This window comes from Chryseobacterium gleum (assembly GCF_900636535.1).
In the GTDB taxonomy this organism is placed as follows: Bacteria; Bacteroidota; Bacteroidia; order Flavobacteriales; family Weeksellaceae; genus Chryseobacterium; species Chryseobacterium gleum.
The window spans coordinates 1,561,869-1,579,050 of record NZ_LR134289.1 but is presented as its reverse complement, the minus strand read 5'-3'; the positions used below and the strand labels follow the sequence as shown (position 1 = coordinate 1,579,050).

The following is a 17,182-nucleotide window of genomic DNA, read 5'->3' as shown; positions in this document are numbered from 1 at the left end:
CTTGTCATTAATTACTTAAATATTACTTGGCAAAGTTCTGAATGAAAGGGTCTTCATAAAAGGTTAGTAATTCACAAAAAGAGGTTCAAACGGTATGTTGCTAATGCTTTCCGAAACATACCAATAAAAAAGGCAACCCACAAAAGACTGCCCTTGCATACCATTTAAGGATAAATGTGCAACTATTTTCTATTTATCCTCGGATTGGATATTTTTATAGTATTCTTCTTTTAGATGTTCAATTTTCTCCTTTAGTTCTTTGTTGATTCTTTCAGGAAATGTTTTCAGTTTTTTCAGTTGAAACGCTAATACAATACTTACAATACCTGCAAATATGAAAGACAAAGCTGTCATTACCACTAAAGAGATTCCGGCAAAGATTGGATTGACAATCAATAAAAATGAAAGGATGATACCGAGTACGCTTACAATTGCCAGATTTCCCCAACGCAACACGCCATAGTTTTTCAGCTCAAAAGCGAAACCAAGCCCCTGAAATGACCGGAACAATAAGCTGAACCCAATAAAAAATGGCAATGTGGTAGCTGCAACGACTGGTTTGGTTATCAATATGACACCTATCAGCAGTGTGAATATTCCACTTGCCAAATACCAGCCCCAACCGTCTAACTCGTCCTTGTTTTGTACGGAAAAGAAAATTTCCATAATGCCGCTTGCCAAAAACGATATACTGAAAAGCATAACCAATGAAAGATAAGCAGATTCAGGGACTGTAAACAGATAACCGCCCAATACAATAAATAATGCCCCGATGATAGCAGGTACATACCAATGCTTTATGGTGTTTCGGATTGTTTTAAAAAATATTGCCATAGACTGTCTTTTTAAGATGTAAATTTTAATACTGATGCAAAGTTCGGGTTTGCAGGACTTTCAGTAAAGGTTTATAATGCCTAAAAAGAGGTTCAAACAGTATCTGCACAGACTAAATACTACTATTAAAGGAAAGGGTGTGTTCGATGCTAAATGGCATCGACTAATTTATTCGTTTTCTTGAAATTAGAGGGGCTAAGTCCTGTGTGCTTCTTAAAGAATTTGCCAAATGCGTATTGGTCAGAAAAATCAAGCTCGTTGGATATTTCTTTAATAGAGTTGTCGGAATTGAGCAGCAGGATTTTTGCATTGTTCAGCAATGCTTCGGTAATAAATTTGGACGGTGGCTGATTGGTTATTTCCCTGACGGTATTGGAAAGGTATTTGGAAGAAATCAACAATTTGTCGGCATAGAATTTAAGCTCTTTTTCTTTCATGAAATTTATGCTTACCAATTGCAGGAACTTCATCGTGATGCTTTCTTTTCTTGAATTTTCAAGAATGTTTATGTCCTTTCCTTTTCCCTGTAAAAAGTCTCCCACCAAAATATACACCAGCGATGTGAATAAAGACAGCTTTATCTGCTGGCTAAACGTGATTTCTTTTTCTTCCTGATTATAATAAAAAAGCTGTTCACATAAGTTGAGTATATGAGCAAAAGCATTATCTGAAACTTTCTCAATATTATTGTTACTGCTGCGAAGTGCTTGCTGCATTTCATATTTATTGAAAGCAAAAGAAGTTTTATTGTTTAGCTCATCCCTGTCTATTAAAATAAAATATGCTTTCACATCATCTGTAAAGGCATTTACCTTATATACATTATTGGGTATTATCATACCCAAATTTCCTTTTTTGTAGTGATGTATCAACTCATTGGATTTGATGCTGATGCTTCCCTTTTCAATGATAACAATAGTAGTCTTTTGGGGGCTAAAAGAGTCCCCTACTTTCACTTTCCGTAATAATGCACGTTCTGTAAATACACTTATCATCCAATGGTTGTTGTTAAGTTAATCAGATATTGAGCGTTACCGTAAAAATATAAAAAATAAATTTTAAAGGTTTAAGGTAAAATCGAATAATCGCTGAGTATAAAATACAAAAGTAAAAAAAGTATACAAATTTAGCCCCGAAAGGCTTTAATTTAGTATTCACAAAACTATATTCTATGATGATGGCTTATTAATCAAACAACGTATCCCGAATGGTCTTGTTTGATTAATAAACTATCCCTCCTGCACCAAATGCTGTAAGTTCGGGTCGTTCTTGATACGCTCCATTTCATTTTCAACGATATGCAGAATGTGCGATTTTATCTGACGGTAATTGCTTTCAATCTCCTGTTTCATTTTATCCTCGCCCTGCTCATCTACAAAAGATAAAATCTGCGGTATATTTTGATATGCTTTGGTTTCTGCGGAAACTCTTTCATTATCTACCACGATTTCTGCGTGAAATATTTTTTGCTCGATACGTTCATCGAAGTTATCCGATACAGAACCGACAAACATCCCCTGTGTTAAGGTTGAAATTTTGGAAGCCGGAATAAGGCTGTCTAATTGCGTAGAAATAGAAGTTGATTTATCGTTACGGTTAATAGTCATACTTTGGCGTTTCTGCAATACTTTCCCGAAGCGTTCTGACAGGCTCTTTGCGGTTTCTCCAACAACCTGACCGGAGAAAACATTACCTACGGTATTCTGAATAACCTTGCTCTCTTTGTCGCCGTAATCACGTGTTAATTGCGAAAAGTCCTGAAAGCCCAAGCATACAGCCACTTTATTACTTCTCGCCGTTGCGATAAGGTTATCCAGTCCCCTGAAGTAAATCGTAGGCAACTCATCTATGATAACGGAACTCTTTAGCTGTCCCTTTTTATTAATCAGTTTTACAATCCTCGAATTGTATAAACCCAAAGCTGCGGAGTAGATATTTTGGCGGTCGGGATTGTTGCCCACACACAAAATTTTCGGCTCTTTTGGGTTATTGATGTCCAGCGAAAAATCATCGCCTGTCATAACCCAATACAACTGCGGGCTAATCATTCTTGACAATGGAATTTTAGCCGATGCGATTTGTCCCTGTAATTGGTCTTGTGCTCCGCCTTGCCACGCATCCATAAAAGGCGATAAGTAATTTTCCAAATCGGGATAGGAGGTTAAAATCGTGAATACGTCTGAATACTTTTTATTTAGTAATTCTATGGCGTGTGGGAATGTACAATATTTGCCGTTATCATAGATTTTCAGATACCAAATAATGGCTGCCAATAGAATAATCGGGCTTTCCACGAAGAAATCCCCTTGCTTCTGTATCCACGACCTGTTGAGGTTCAACATTATGGTATAAGCCGCTTCGTAGGCATCCGAAATGTCCGTCATAAAATCGGGATTAAGTGGATTGCAACGGTGGCTCTTGCGTGGGTCGTCAAAGTTTATCACGTAAAATTTCGGCTGAACTTTGTATTTATCCCTGTTCTTCAGTAGATGATTGTAAGCAATCGTGGAAAGGTCGTCGAATTTGAAGTCGTATATATACATACTGAAACCTTTCTCAATCTGTTGCTTGATATAGTTGTTTACGATAGCATAAGATTTACCGGAACCGGGTGTTCCCAGCACAATCGTTGCCCGAAAAGGATTGACTACGTTTATCCAACCGTCATTCCATTTGTTTTTGTAGTAAAACTTCGTGGGTAGATTGACAGAATATTCATTTTGCATCAACCTTGTTTCCTGCTGAAAACTTTCATTTTCGTTGTTGAAAACGTCGTCCATCAGGTTGGTACGGAGCAATCGGCTCATCCAAACACCTGCCATTAGCAAGGCGATATATCCTAACGAAATGGTAAGGATATAGAGAAATGTACCGATTACCGGAGGTAGCTTTAATAAAGGCGTATTCAGAAAGAACAGCACAAAACCAACGCCCAACGCCACGTAGATTTTAGTCCACGTTATTTTTTCATTCTTTACGCCCTTTGTTCCCAAACAGCTCAAAGCCAACAAAACCAAAGCAAAGGCTTTGGTATATAGGGTATGCGAAAACAGCCCTGCCGTTCGCTGAAAATTCCCTAATATTTTGTTGATTACTTCCAACGTCCAACCACGTTCTAAAAAGAAACCGTAGCAGAACCAATAAAGGTGCATCAGCACCAAAAGAATACTGACTGCCCGCATAAAAGCCATTATCTTGGCAAGCCCTCTTAAATCGTCTTCTCCCTGCATTATCTAAAGTTTTAATGTTCGGGCGTGAATTTAAAGGCTCTATGGAGTGGCTCTAAGAATGTGGCAGCCAGTGGCGTTCTGTGGCAGTGTTTGGCTGAATATTACTTCTGACCTCTTTGGCGTTTTCTTTTCTTCTTCATTTTATTGGCAAAGTCCTGTTCTTCGTAATCTTCGCCCTGGGCTTCGGGAAGCAAGCCGCCCAGTGCTTCAATCAAACCGTCTTCGTGTTTTTCAGTATGTAAGAAGTCGAACAAATGGTGTGGTTCTTCCGCAGGAAGATCCGCATCATTTGATGTGGATAATTTGGGTTGTAAAACGGCAGGTTCTTTAATATTCGGTTTGATGTTATTGTTCCAATAATCATTAAAGGTGTTGGCAGAAAGTTCTGTTGCCAAATGTGAACCGTTCCAAACTGCTTTGGAATTGTGGTCTATAAATGTGATGCCATAAATACGCCCTGTATCATTTCGGCGCACCACAACGTTAATACCCTGTTCCGCCAACTGCTTTTTAAATGCCTGTTCATCGCTCGTGGTTTTCAGGGCAATGGTAACGGCAGATTTTAGGGTCTGTTTGGTGGGGCTATCTTTCAAAGCCGTTTTGCATTTCGCAAAATGCAGTTCCAAAGCCGGAAGCCCTGCGCTCTTTCCGAACAGCGAAGCCTTGAACGGATGCCCGGCTCTTTCGCCTTTTTCATTTAGCGGAATATATATTAAGCCCTGCTTCATCTCTCCCTGCAATTCGCCCTCGATTTTCTCGGCGGTAATATTGAACAGGGAAAGCAGGGCATTGTATTCGCCCAAAGTTTGGTACTGGTAGTAATTCGGGAGGTGGCGAACGACCGAAGCAATTTGGCTTTTTACATCGCCTGCCCGATAATCTACCGGACGGAAAACCTTATCATTCTGATTGCGCTCTTTGTCTGTTGCGGGTATCAACCCGTGTTTTCTTTCCAGTTCACGGCATACATTCATAGACCGCATTTTCTCGAATTTGTCCGAAATCTTTTTGCCCTGCTCGTCCACGCAAACCGATACAATGTGTATATGGCTGCGGTCAATATCCGTGTGTTTGAACACGACAAAAGGCTGTTCGCCGTAACCCATTTCCCGCATATACTGTTCTGCCATTTCCCTAAACTTATCATCGCTTACCTTGTCGTTCGGGTCAGGATTGAGCGAAATATGAAGCGTATGTTTCTCGGTATTGCGGTTGGCTATCAGGTAAGGTGCAAAAGACTGGGCTAATTGTGCCACGGAATAATGACCGCTTGCCGTTTCAATCATCTTATTGGCAAACAAAATCTGCCCGTTTTCATTCTCTACTTTAAGCTGATTGTACGCCAATGCACCGTATAAATTTGCGCTTCTTCCAATTTTTGCTATCATTTCTACCGCTATTTTTTCAGGTATTTGGCTTCAAATTCCTCGCTTATTTGGATAATTTTTTGGCATAGCATCGCCATTTCAGCCGTCTGTTTTTCCAGTTTGTACAGGAACGCTGCGGCTTTTTTCTCGGAAAAATTCTTGTACAATAGCTTTACAATCTGATTATAGTTCACGCCGATGGAACGGAACTGGCTGTGAAAAGAGGTCAGCCGCATATAAAAATCAACCGTTCCCTTGTCAATCTGAATGGTCTTTATGGTCTTGTCAAAGATGCAGGACGTTATAAAATGCGCCTTTACCTGCATACCTGATTTATCAAAAAGGGCAAGAAATCGGGCGTGTTCCTGCTCGTTAAAGGAAATCGTATAGCGGATTGTCGCCGGGTCTTCTTTGGGGCGGCGTCCGGTCTTTTTCAATTGTTTTTTGTTGTTATCGTTCATCACTAATCCATTTTAAAATCCATACAAAACCCTGACTTCGGAAGGTGTTTTCTGCCCCCTGCAAAGGGCAAGCTGTTTTGAGCATCGGAAATCATTCCGAGATGCACAAAACACAACTTGCCGTGTTCTGTTGAACACAAAAATCCGTCCGCCAAAAAAGGCGGAACCGGATTAAATGTAACAGGGAAAAACGGCTCGATGCCGTTCCCGTTACCCTCCGATTTGTCAAAAGAATTTTGCATAAATCCATTAATAAAAATCATTGTACAAAGTAAAGCCCTGTTTACGAAAGCATTGTACTGTATAGCAGTGCCAACACTGCCTTTGAACGCCAAACACTGCCACACCGCAATCAGCGGGCAAATCAATCGCTTTATTTGCTGTATAATTTTAGTACAGGTAGTAAAAAATGTATCTAAACAAAGAAGAAAATCAGGTTTGCAAACAGGCGGTTTGGAATAAAAGCATAGGGTTTTAAAAGCATAAAAAAATAAAAGTGTAAAAGCATAAAAGCAGTAAAGCAATTTACCTGTTGCAAGTTTTGCCACTTGCCAAAGAATGTACCTGACAAGGTAAAAATGAAAGCAAATACCTGTGCAGGAAAGTATGCAAAAGGGAATGCAGGAATATAGGAATGAGGTAATAAGCAGATAAATCAATATTCAATCCTGCAAAACAAATAAAGTGTGTAACAATAAATTTTTAAATAATGGAAACAACAAAGAAAACTTTAAAAATCAGCTTCTCCACCCAAAAAGGCGGTGTGGGAAAATCTACGATGACCACCTTGCTGGCAAGTGTGCTTCATTACCGTTTAGGTTTTAATGTGCTGGTGATGGACTGCGACTTTCCGCAGCACAGCCTGACCAATATGCGTGAACGGGATAAGAGAACCATAATGCAGAACGACTATCATAAAAAAGCGGCAATGAAGCAGTTTCAAGCCATCAACAAAAAAGCATACCCGATTATCAAATGCAAGGCTGAAGCGGCTCTGGAGAAGGCATCGGAATACAGAAGCCAGTCGGTGGTTGTACCGGATGTTATTTTCTTCGACCTGCCGGGAACAGCCAATACCAAAGGCGTACTGACTACCTTAAAAAAAATGGACTTCATCTTTTCGCCCATTACTGCCGACCGTTTGGTAGTGGAAAGTACATTGAGCTTTACCAAAGCCTTTCTCGGACTTCCAAAAACGGACGAGGGCAATCCCGAACAAGAGATGTGGCTGTTTTGGAACCAAGTGGACGGCAGGGAAAAAACAGGTTTGTATGATGCGTATCAAAGTGTCATCAAAGAACTCAACCTGCCTATAATGGAAACAAGAATAATGGATAGCAAGCGTTTCCGAAAGGAAACAGACGATACAGGTAGTTATGTATTCCGGTCAAGTTTGCTGCCTGCCGAACCACAGTTAATGAAAACAACTAAAATGGATTTGTTTGTCGAGGAATTTTTAAAAATCACTCATCTATAAAAATAGTAAAGTATGGCTTCAGATAACAAAAACAACGATTTTGAAAAGCCCAATGTTGATGAGGAATACCTTATGAACATCATAAGCGGCGATGAGCCTGTTGCTCCACCGAGCAATAACAAAAAGCAGGATGTACCAAAGGAAACAAAGCCCAGGGAAAAAGTCCGTAACAGTTCATCAAAGAAAGCGGACTATGAGGAAACGTTTTTGGTCAATCGGTTTCCATCGGGGCGTAACGGCAAGGTCGTTTACATACGTCCCGAATACCACGAAAGGTTAATCCGCATTGTGCAATTAACAAGAGAAGAAAAGACTACACTCTATTCTTATATCGACAACATCCTTGAACACCACTTTAGGGAGTTTGGGGATGATATTACTGATTATTTCAACGAACGTTTTAAACCCATTTTATAGTTATGGAAATAGTAATTGTGATATGCCTGCTGATTGTGATTGCCCTGCTTGTGCAGGACAAGATTGTAATCAAAAAAAGTTCAGAAAGAAAACCGATACAGGAAAAAAGCAACCCTAAACTGCCCGATATTATGGGGCAACCTAGACCTAAGAGAAGCCTTTCGGTGCCAAACAATGCCACCGAAAGCCAAGTTGAAAAACCAGAAATAAATCCTGATAATTTTGACATAGAATACGACGAAAATGAAAACGTCGGCATTCAAATTCCGCAGGAAGAGCTGGACGAAGTTTTCAGTAATATGCCTGATTTTGGGGAAGAGGAGGAAGAATGGAATAGGTACGAATTATCCGATGGCGATAACGGTTTCGCCCAAGGGGTTACCTTTGAAGAACTAAGCTCCGTGGGGATACTGCTTCAAAAAGAAAAACTGGAGCAATCTCAAAAGGAAACAGCGATAGCTATAGTTCAGAAAATACAGGGAACCGAATTATTCAGCCTTTTGGAAAATTCTATGGAAGGCACTTCTCGTAAAATAGCAGAGCTATTGGATAGTAGCCTTTCTTCTGAAACGGAAACCAGTTCTTCCACTTTGCGGAAAAATGATTTGGAAAATTTCGACATTGGGGAGTTTGTATAGACTTCCCTTTGTCTTTTAAAACAACGAAGTATGGAAAGAGAATTGCCCAGTATAAATATCGAGGGAACAGATTTCTTGATCGATATAAATAAGGTCGAGTTAAGGGAAAAAAACAATCCAGTCAATACCATTTCAATTTACGTAATGAGCGATGTAGAAGATGGCTACGCTTTTAACTATAGTCTACAGGAGAAGAACATTCCGAACCTTATAAGTAACGGAGAAGACACTTCAGTAAAGATACCGGAACTCGTTGTGCTTGATCCAGCAGGAATGGCAGAAAAGTATAAGCTAACACCCCAAGAATTAGAAAATAAAACAGACTTCGACTTGATGGTGGATCAGACGGCATTCAATGACAGAACCCAAAAGGGAATGCTTCCTACAATCAATATTGAAGGTCATACATTTTATGTTGATATACGCATGGATATGCTTCGCCCCAAAGATGATTTCTTGTCAAAAGGAATTGTCTTTGATGAAATAGATCATTATTTCTCCGAGGAAGCGAATGCTTACATCATTCCCTACAACCCTAAAACACGCGAATTTCAAGAGTTAGATTATGATAGTATTCTGGTATTTCCAAAAGACCTTATCGCCGTTCAATTTCCTTTTCAAAGAGATCTTGATCCAATTGGTTGGAACCGAAACGGAGGTTGGAATATCAAAGAAGATTTAAAGCGTATAGGTCTAAAATCTCATTTTGAAGCAAAGACAATTCCCTGGAAGGAAACATTCCTACCACAAATAATAACAGAAAATCTGATGGTGCTGAAAGAAAAAACGATCAAGAAAAAACTCCAAAACAAGTCTGTTTCCTTTTCAAAAAAAGAGCAAGGAAGCAAAGTGCGAAAAATGTAACCTCTTTAAAGAGGATTAGTAAGAAGCACGTCGAACATCATTTTGTTCGATGTGCTTCTTACTAATAGCTACCAATTAAAATGGCACTCACTGCCAAGTAATTCCTCTCACTATCAATTTTGGAAAACGGTGGAAATTAGGGGCTAAAAGCACAAACCTATTCATCAACTCGCACAACAACTCAACTTTGAGACGTCCTTTCCAAATGTTATGGCTGCTAATTTTATGCCTTCTCCTAATGTCAAATAAGGATAGAAACTCTCAGCCAATTCCCTTACTGTAATACCGTATTTGATAGCCATACTTAATAGTTGAATAAGTTCCCCGCCTTCGGGTGCAACTACTCTTGCACCTATCAGTTTGTCAGTTTCGGTATTGCGAATGAGTTTGATAAAACCCCTTGTGTCGTTTGCTGCAATGGCTCTCGGTACGTCTTTAAGTTCCAGTTTTGAAACTTCAAATGGAATGCCTTTTGATTCTGCCTGTGCTTCATCTAAACCTGCCCCTGCAATTTGTGGGTCAGTAAACACCACCCAAGGTAAAGAAGAATAATCGGCTTTATTATCTGTTCCTGAGAACGCATTTTCAACGGCAATTTTACCTTCAAAAGCGGCTGTATAAACAAATGCAGGGGTGTTGGTTACGTCACCTGCTGCGTAAATGTTAGGTAGATTGGTTTCCATTTTTTCATTTACAGCGATATGTCCGCTTTTGGTGAGTTCCAAACCAATGTTATCTAACCCTAATTGGCTTGTATTGGCTTTTGTGCCTGTGGCAATTACTACCTTACCTTTTTCTATAATTTGCGTAAATGAACCGTCAGCACATTTACAGTGAATGATGGTTTCATTCCCTTGTTTCTCGAATTTCACGGCTCTGAAATTAGGTAAGATTTCAATGCCTTCTTTTCGCATTTGGGTTTCCAATGCTTCACTGATGTCTGGGGTTTGTGTCCGTAGAACACGGTCGGTAAATTCAATGATTCGGACTTTAACGCCTAAACGATTGTACGCCATTGCAATTTCCAAACCTATGTAACCTGCTCCCATAATGGTCAAGCTTTCGGGTTTTTCTTCCAAGTCGAAAAGGGAAACGTTGGTCAAGTAGTCAATTTTGTCCAATCCTTCAATAGTCGGAATGTTGGTCGTAGCTCCCGCAGCAATTAAAAATTTGAAGGCTTTGTATTCCTTGCCATCAACCAAAATGGTTTTGTTGTCTTTGAATTTTGCCCAACCTTTTAGCATAGTCAGGTTTTCAAAATCGCTTACCACATCCATATATTTTTTCTCTTGAAGTGTGGCTACTAATTTTTTCTTGTCTTTGATGATTTGAGCGAAATCAATATCAACTACTTTTGGCTTGATGCCTTCAAAGTTGGAATGTGTAGCGTGATAAGCCGACTCGCCTGCACGAATAAGATTTTTAGAAGGCACACAACCCACGTTGACACAAGTACCGCCAAAGTCCAAACCACCGTTTACCATTAAGGTCGATAAACCTAAACTTTCGGCTTTGATAGCTGCCGAAAATGCAGCCGAACCACCACCGATAATTATTAAATCAAATTGATTATTCCTACTATTTCCATTTTCAGAAATTTCACTTTTTACACGATAGTTTTTTGTGCCGTTAATGGTATTGATGATTTCTTCTTTACTTGTTTTGGTAGGGTCAAAAGAACATTCACAAGTAGCTTTTGGGTAGCTCACATTGGCTTCTTTAACACCCTCATTTTGTGAAAGCATTTTTTTTATTCCTGTGGCACAATGGTCGCAGGTCATACCTGCAATTTCCAATTTTATTTTTTCTTCTTTCATCTTATTTTTTTAATTTATTTAGGACTATACTTAACAACATTTCATTCCTATGTTTTTAGGCTCAAAGAAATCCTCAAGCGTCAATATTTTTCCATCAGGATTATTTTTTAACCATTGTTTTGCTGTTCTTTCGCTTGCAAAAAATGAAACGTGATTACATAGCGACCCTTTAATATTGCAGGTGTCAACAGATTCTACCCAAGAAATAAATAAAGGATAAGGAGTTGTCCATAATAGCTGACCTCCGTTTATTTGTAATTCTATGAGAGAACTATCAATTGGGTCGGACGAATGAACATTGACTTCCACATCTAACCATTCAGCAAACAGAATGGCATCTACTACACACCATGTGTATAACATCTTACCATTTACAATAAAGCGATGTTTGGTAGGAACTGTAGATAGACCAGAAAATGCAATAATATTTCCTTGTACATCGGTTTCGCCCAGTTTATTCAAAATAGCGTCCGCTTTATCTTTGGACACTTTTATTAGTTTATAAAATCTGTTTTTAGATATAGAACTGCCTTGCATCAATTCTTGAAATATTCGTAAAATAAAATCGCTATTCTTTATCTTAAATTCAGAAAAAAGAATGTCGTTTAATTGACCGTCAATATATTTTCGTTGATTTTTCATAAGTTTTCTATTTTGGGTTTTACTGCAAACATGCTTTACTTCCTATAATATCGCCATCTGATGCACTCCAGATATAAGAAAGACCATCTCCTGTTGCTGTAGCTGTTACTTTTGTGGTTGCCCCAATCGCAATGGTGCTTTGTTCCGCACTCAAATCTGTGTAAGAAATGGTCGAAGTACCTGTTGGGGTGGAAGAATTAGTACCGGGAGTTGAAGAATTTGTTGGTTTTACTTCCGGTTCCTGTACTTCTTTATTACAACTAGCTACTATCATCCCGATAGTAACAATGCCTAAAATTAATTTTACAGTTTTCATATTATTTAGAATTTTCTTTAATGATTTCGGCTTTATAACCTGTTTTTTCAATTACTTTTATGATAGCTTCAGGATTTGTTTTGCTTGGGTCGTACTGGATAGTTGCCAAATCGCCCGGATATTCCACTTTGTGTTCAATAATGCCGTCCACTTCTTTGAGGGCATTTGAAATATGGTTGGAACAACCTGCACAAGTCATTCCCGTGATTTTCAGTTGCAGGGTCTTACCTTCTTGCTGGTTTGTATTTGCTGTTTGTGCTTTACTGTCAGTCGGTTTGCAACATTGAGCATTAAGCTGAGCAATTCCAATTAGGAACAAAGCACTCAATAGAATTAAATTCTTTTTCATAGTATAATTATTTAATTAAGTTCTTAAATACGAGGGGCAAAAAAATACTATTTCTTGCCAACCACTTTGTAACCTGTACCGTTGATGGCTTCTTCAATTTGAGCAAGACTCACTTTGGTTTGGTCAAATTCTACTTTGGCAGTCGCTTCTTCATAAATCGCATCTACCTTAACAATGCCTGGCAATTTGTTCACATCATTTTCTACGTGTGAAGCACAACCATTGCAAGTCATTCCTTTTACATCAAAAGTTACCGTTTGGATGTCAGAAGCATTGACGATTACAACTTCCTTGTTGTCGTTTGAAGGATAGAAAATGTGTGCGTAGTTCGGAAAAGCGAGCATCAAGGCTGCAAATACGGTTACAATTCCCAAGAATGTTTTGGTCTGCATAAAGGGTTTCTTTTCGTCTTCTTCGCAATCACATTGAATTTCTTCGGCTGTTCGTGGTTTAAGTTTCTGATACCAAGCAAAACCCAACACCAAAACAGTGATACCGATTAGATAAGGTCTTGCTGGTTCCATCCACGAAAATGTAGATGCCACTCCTGACGCTCCTGAAATAAGAGCCAATACAGGTGTAATGCAGCAAAGTGATGCTGCTACTGCCGAAAGCACTCCCGCTCCGACAAATCTGTTGTTTTTCTTGTTCATACTGTTTCCTTTTTTGAATTGTTTATGATGTGTTTAAAAAATGGACGAAGTAAAGTCAGTTGCTCTTGTTTCAAAGAGTAGAAAATGGTTTGTCCTTCTCTTCTCCCTTCAATGACGTTTCCGTCTTTTAGTTTTCTGAGGTGTTGCGAAACGGCAGGAATGCTCATTCCGAGAATGTCTGAAAGGTCGCAAGGGCAGAGTTCGTTTTCTTCTTCTAAGAGAAATAAGATTTTCAACCTTACTTCGTTTCCTGCCAATGCTAAAAGTCCACTCAGTTGGCTGAATGCCTTGTCGTTGGTTTGAAGTATTACTCTACAATTGTCTATTTGAACCTTGTCGGCAAACACACGGATACACGATTGATTGTTTTCCATAATTTCCTTGTTTAGGATTTAATAACGCAGCAAAAATACAAATAGTTTTCTTATTTAAGCAAATACTTAAATGATAATTTTAATAAATCTTTTTTTTAAGCGGTGGGTCTCTTGGGACTTTGTTAAGGGGATAAATAAATACCCAGTGTCTTTTTAGGATAATGGAAAACTTATAAAATCATAAGGGAGAAATTTTATCAGCTATTCTGTATCGAAATGTTTGGCATTTTTTCATGCTCCATTATCAACTATAACGCCACTCACTGCCAAATCATTCCTTTGACTGTCACTTTATTATAACGCCTTGATTTCTGAAACACCTTTGTTCAGAAAGCCCGCGAGAAGTGGGAATACAATAACAAATTAATGTGTTTAATCATGAAAAAACAAAGAAAAAAAGTTTTGCTGGCAGCTACATTGATGCTCTCAGGAATCGGTGCATTCGCCCAGGGAAATGGTACAGCAGGTATCACAGAAGCTACCCAAATGGTCACCTCTTATTTCGATCCCGCCACACAGCTTATCTACGCTATTGGTGCCGTAGTAGGACTCATCGGAGGTGTTAAAGTGTACAACAAATTCAGTTCGGGCGACCCCGATACATCCAAAACTGCGGCAAGCTGGTTTGGTGCGTGTATCTTTTTAATCGTGGCAGCTACCATCCTGCGTTCATTCTTTCTTTAATCCTCTAGTTTATGAACAATTACAACATAAACAAAGGCATAGGAAGAACGGTGGAATTTAGGGGTCTGAAAGCACAATACCTGTTCATTTTCGCAGGTGGGCTGCTCGGCACGCTCATCTTCGTGATGATACTATATATGACTGGCTTAAACTCTTACATCTGCCTTTTTCTCGGAGCAGGCGGTGCTTCGCTGATTGTGTGGCAGACCTTTTCACTGAACAGGAAATACGGCGAACACGGATTAATGAAGATAGCCGCTAATAAAAGGCATCCTCGATACATCATCTGTCGCAAGCCTGTACACCTCTATTTAAAATTCACATCTAAACAGAATGCAGTATGAGAAATGTATCTAAAACAACAACGCTGGAAAATAAATTTCCTTTATTGGCGGTAGAAAACAACTGCATTCTTTCCAAAGATGCAGATATTACCGCCTGCTTTGAGGTTCGTTTGCCGGAACTGTTTACTGTAGCTTCTGCGGAATATGAAGCCATTCATTCCGCCTGGCATAAGGCTATCAAGACCTTGCCTGATTTTACAGTTATTCACAAACAGGATTGGTATATTAAGGAAAGCTATACGCCCAATTTGGCAATCGAAGACCAGAGCTTTTTATCGAAGTCTTACCAACGTCATTTTAATGAGCGACCGTTCCTAAACCATTACTGCTACCTCTTTTTAACCAAGACAACTAAAGAGCGTATGCGTATGCAAAGTAATTTTTCATCGCTTTGCAAAGGTTCGCTGATACCAAAGGAAATCAGGAACAAGGAAACAATACACCGCTTTATGGAAGCGGTGGCACAGTTTGAACGTATCTTAAACGATAGCGGTTTCATAACCCTGAAACGTCTTACCGAAGATGACATTATCGGAACGGACGAAAAACAGGGATTATTGGAACAGTATCTTACGCTATCAAGGGAAGCTGGAACACCGATGCAGGACATCGCTCTCGGAACGGAAGAAGTCCGTATCGGGAACAAAAGGTTGAGCCTGCACACCTTGTCCGATACTGACGATTTACCCGGAACGGTATCGGCTGATACCCGTTTTGAAAAGCTATCTACCGACCGAAGTGATTGCCGTTTGTCATTCGCCGCACCTGTGGGCTTGTTGTTAAACTGCAACCACATTTACAACCAATATTTGTTTTTGGATAACAGCGAAGCCAATCTACAAAAGTTTGAGAAGTCCGCAAGGAATATGCACTCACTGGCTCGTTACAGTCGTGCCAACCAAATCAACAAAGAGTGGATAGAAAAGTACCTAAACGAAGCCCACAGTTTTGGGCTATCTTCTGTTCGTGCTCACTTCAACATTATGGCGTGGTCGGATGATCCGGCAGAACTGAAACAGCTAAAAAATGATTGTGGTAGTGCTTTAGCATTGATGGAATGTAAACCCAGACACAACACTACCGATGTAGCAACATTGTACTGGGCAGGAATACCGGGTAATGCAGGTGATTTTCCCGCAGAGGAAAGTTTTTACACCTTTATCGAACCTGCATTATGCTTCTTCACGGAAGAAACCAATTACCACAATTCGCCATCACCATTTGGTATCAAGATGGCTGACCGCCTGACTGGAAAGCCTATCCATTTGGATATTTCGGATTTGCCGATGAAACGTGGAATTATTACCAATCGTAACAAGTTCATACTCGGTCCATCGGGAAGTGGTAAATCTTTCTTCACAAACCATATGGTACGACAGTATTACGAACAAGGCGCTCACGTTTTGCTTGTTGACACTGGTAATTCTTATCAAGGATTATGCGAACTCATTAAAGGTAAAACTAAAGGCGAAGACGGTGTTTACTTCACCTATACCGAAGATAATCCGATTGCTTTTAATCCTTTCTATACCGATGATGGTGTGTTCGATATTGAGAAGCGTGAAAGTGTCAAGACTTTGATATTGACGCTTTGGAAACGTGATGATGAACCACCAACCCGTTCAGAAGAAGTAGCATTATCAAATGCTGTATCAGGCTATATCGAGCGCATCAAACAGGACGATATTTATCCATCATTCAATGGCTTCTATGAGTATGTAAAAGGCGATTACCGCAAGGTACTCGAAGAAAAACAGGTAAGGGAAAAAGACTTTGACATTGCCAATTTCCTGAACGTACTCGAACCCTACTACAAAGGTGGTGAGTATGATTATCTGTTAAACTCTGATAAGCAGTTAGACTTGTTGAGCAAGCGTTTTATCGTATTTGAAATTGATGCGATTAAAGACCACAAAATCCTCTTTCCCATTGTGACAATCATCATAATGGAAGTCTTCATCAACAAAATGCGTAGGCTGAAAGGTATCCGCAAGCTCATATTGATTGAAGAAGCGTGGAAGGCGATTGCCAAAGAAGGAATGGCAGAATACATCAAGTACCTCTTTAAAACCGTCCGCAAATTTTTCGGTGAAGCAATCGTCGTAACGCAAGAGGTCGATGATATTATCCAATCGCCCATCGTCAAAGAAAGTATCATCAATAACTCTGACTGTAAAATCCTCTTAGATCAACGCAAGTATATGAACAAGTTCGATGATATACAGGCGATGTTGGGGCTTACAGATAAGGAAAAAGGGCAGGTACTTTCTATCAATATGAACAACGATGCAAGCCGACTTTACAAAGAGGTTTGGATAGGCTTAGGTGGTACGCACTCGGCAGTCTATGCCACCGAAGTTAGTTTGGAGGAATACCTTGTGCGCCCATAAGGGCATATAGTGAATGTGGTTTGGCAACCACTGGGCAAGTGTTTATAACGCCCATCAACAGCCGACTTATCCGAACGGGAAACCCGACGGGGAGTGTAGCATGTCGGAAAAGCCATAAGTCAACTAATTGTCGTGTTGCGACTGAATGGCGAGTTGAAAAGTTAGATATAAGGATGAAGTCTTGATTGATTGAACGACAGTCCGAACGGTCAGTTCTTAGGCAGTGACGGAAGACAGTTACCAACGTCACTTTGTGGTAATATCCTAATGACAGGTAGTAGTGATAGCATAAACAGACCACAACGTAACTGCAATAAGCAGAAAA

Annotated in this window: 19 protein-coding genes; 7 read left to right on the top strand and 12 right to left on the bottom strand. The window is 39.7% G+C overall.

Going from position 1 to position 17,182, the window contains the following annotated elements:
- Window positions 1-189: 189 nt before the first annotated feature.
- From EL165_RS07285 to EL165_RS07260, 6 genes are all read right to left on the bottom strand, one after another.
- Window positions 190-834: an HdeD family acid-resistance protein gene (locus tag EL165_RS07285; protein ID WP_002978206.1), complete on the bottom strand. Its 645-nt coding sequence runs from the start codon at window positions 832-834 to the stop codon at window positions 190-192.
- A 149-nt stretch (window positions 835-983) separates the two neighbouring features.
- On the bottom strand, window positions 984-1,829 hold the full coding sequence (locus EL165_RS07280) for a helix-turn-helix domain-containing protein (RefSeq protein ID WP_002978209.1): 846 nt from the start codon (window positions 1,827-1,829) through the stop codon (window positions 984-986).
- A gap of 234 nt (window positions 1,830-2,063) precedes the next feature.
- The gene (gene mobC / locus EL165_RS07275) at window positions 2,064-4,064 is read right to left on the bottom strand and encodes a conjugal transfer protein MobC (RefSeq protein ID WP_002978211.1); all 2,001 of its coding nucleotides are present in this window, start codon (window positions 4,062-4,064) and stop codon (window positions 2,064-2,066) included.
- 101 nt (window positions 4,065-4,165) lie between these two features.
- Window positions 4,166-5,452: a conjugal transfer protein MobB gene (mobB, locus tag EL165_RS07270; protein WP_002978213.1), complete on the bottom strand. Its 1,287-nt coding sequence runs from the start codon at window positions 5,450-5,452 to the stop codon at window positions 4,166-4,168.
- An 8-nt stretch (window positions 5,453-5,460) separates the two neighbouring features.
- Complete coding sequence (gene mobA, locus EL165_RS07265) at window positions 5,461-5,892, bottom strand: conjugal transfer protein MobA (RefSeq protein ID WP_002978215.1); 432 nt, start codon at window positions 5,890-5,892, stop codon at window positions 5,461-5,463.
- 2 nt (window positions 5,893-5,894) lie between these two features.
- On the bottom strand, window positions 5,895-6,440 hold the full coding sequence (locus EL165_RS07260; protein ID WP_126358600.1) for a hypothetical protein: 546 nt from the start codon (window positions 6,438-6,440) through the stop codon (window positions 5,895-5,897).
- 161 nt (window positions 6,441-6,601) lie between these two features.
- On the opposite strand from EL165_RS07260, the gene EL165_RS07255 reads away from it, so the two are divergent.
- Genes EL165_RS07255 through EL165_RS07240 form a run of 4 tightly spaced genes read left to right on the top strand, consistent with a single transcriptional unit; the run spans window position 6,602 to window position 9,288 of the window.
- Window positions 6,602-7,369 carry a ParA family protein gene (locus EL165_RS07255; RefSeq protein ID WP_002978218.1) on the top strand — a complete coding sequence of 256 codons (768 nt, stop codon included), beginning with the start codon at window positions 6,602-6,604 and terminating at the stop codon, window positions 7,367-7,369.
- A gap of 12 nt (window positions 7,370-7,381) precedes the next feature.
- Window positions 7,382-7,786 (top strand): DUF3408 domain-containing protein, encoded by a 405-nt coding sequence (locus tag EL165_RS07250; RefSeq protein WP_002978223.1) that lies wholly within the window; start codon window positions 7,382-7,384, stop codon window positions 7,784-7,786.
- Between the two features lie 2 nt (window positions 7,787-7,788).
- On the top strand, window positions 7,789-8,424 hold the full coding sequence (locus tag EL165_RS07245) for a hypothetical protein (RefSeq protein ID WP_002978226.1): 636 nt from the start codon (window positions 7,789-7,791) through the stop codon (window positions 8,422-8,424).
- 30 nt (window positions 8,425-8,454) lie between these two features.
- Window positions 8,455-9,288 carry a hypothetical protein gene (locus tag EL165_RS07240; RefSeq protein WP_002978228.1) on the top strand — a complete coding sequence of 278 codons (834 nt, stop codon included), beginning with the start codon at window positions 8,455-8,457 and terminating at the stop codon, window positions 9,286-9,288.
- Window positions 9,289-9,452: 164 nt separating this feature from the next.
- Here EL165_RS07240 and merA read toward each other — a convergent pair whose 3' ends face one another.
- The 6 genes from merA to EL165_RS07210 are packed head-to-tail and all read right to left on the bottom strand — an operon-like array spanning window position 9,453 to window position 13,439.
- Window positions 9,453-11,105, bottom strand: coding sequence for a mercury(II) reductase (gene merA, locus EL165_RS07235; protein ID WP_002978230.1), 1,653 nt, complete (start codon window positions 11,103-11,105; stop codon window positions 9,453-9,455).
- Window positions 11,106-11,135: 30 nt separating this feature from the next.
- The gene (gene merB, locus EL165_RS07230; RefSeq protein WP_002978232.1) at window positions 11,136-11,747 is read right to left on the bottom strand and encodes an organomercurial lyase; all 612 of its coding nucleotides are present in this window, start codon (window positions 11,745-11,747) and stop codon (window positions 11,136-11,138) included.
- 19 nt (window positions 11,748-11,766) lie between these two features.
- Window positions 11,767-12,021, bottom strand: coding sequence for a hypothetical protein (locus EL165_RS07225; protein ID WP_228370512.1), 255 nt, complete (start codon window positions 12,019-12,021; stop codon window positions 11,767-11,769).
- Window positions 12,022-12,064: 43 nt separating this feature from the next.
- A complete protein-coding gene (locus tag EL165_RS07220) occupies window positions 12,065-12,412 on the bottom strand; it encodes a heavy-metal-associated domain-containing protein (protein WP_002978237.1) in 348 nt (115 codons plus the stop codon).
- Window positions 12,413-12,459: 47 nt separating this feature from the next.
- On the bottom strand, window positions 12,460-13,065 hold the full coding sequence (gene merTP, locus EL165_RS07215; protein ID WP_002978239.1) for a mercuric transport protein MerTP: 606 nt from the start codon (window positions 13,063-13,065) through the stop codon (window positions 12,460-12,462).
- Window positions 13,062-13,439: an ArsR/SmtB family transcription factor gene (locus EL165_RS07210; protein ID WP_002978241.1), complete on the bottom strand. Its 378-nt coding sequence runs from the start codon at window positions 13,437-13,439 to the stop codon at window positions 13,062-13,064. The genes merTP and EL165_RS07210 overlap by 4 nt, the downstream gene beginning before the upstream one ends.
- A 378-nt stretch (window positions 13,440-13,817) precedes the next feature.
- Here EL165_RS07210 and EL165_RS07205 point away from each other — a divergent pair, with 378 nt between their 5' ends.
- Genes EL165_RS07205 through EL165_RS07195 form a run of 3 tightly spaced genes read left to right on the top strand, consistent with a single transcriptional unit; the run spans window position 13,818 to window position 16,857 of the window.
- Complete coding sequence (locus tag EL165_RS07205) at window positions 13,818-14,123, top strand: DUF4134 domain-containing protein (protein WP_034871415.1); 306 nt, start codon at window positions 13,818-13,820, stop codon at window positions 14,121-14,123.
- A gap of 11 nt (window positions 14,124-14,134) precedes the next feature.
- Entirely contained in the window at window positions 14,135-14,467 is a 333-nt protein-coding gene (locus tag EL165_RS07200) for a DUF4133 domain-containing protein (RefSeq protein WP_002978246.1), read from the top strand.
- Window positions 14,464-16,857, top strand: a complete 2,394-nt coding sequence (locus tag EL165_RS07195; RefSeq protein ID WP_002978247.1) for a TraG family conjugative transposon ATPase — start codon at window positions 14,464-14,466, stop codon at window positions 16,855-16,857. The genes EL165_RS07200 and EL165_RS07195 overlap by 4 nt, the downstream gene beginning before the upstream one ends.
- Window positions 16,858-17,182: the final 325 nt, after the last annotated feature.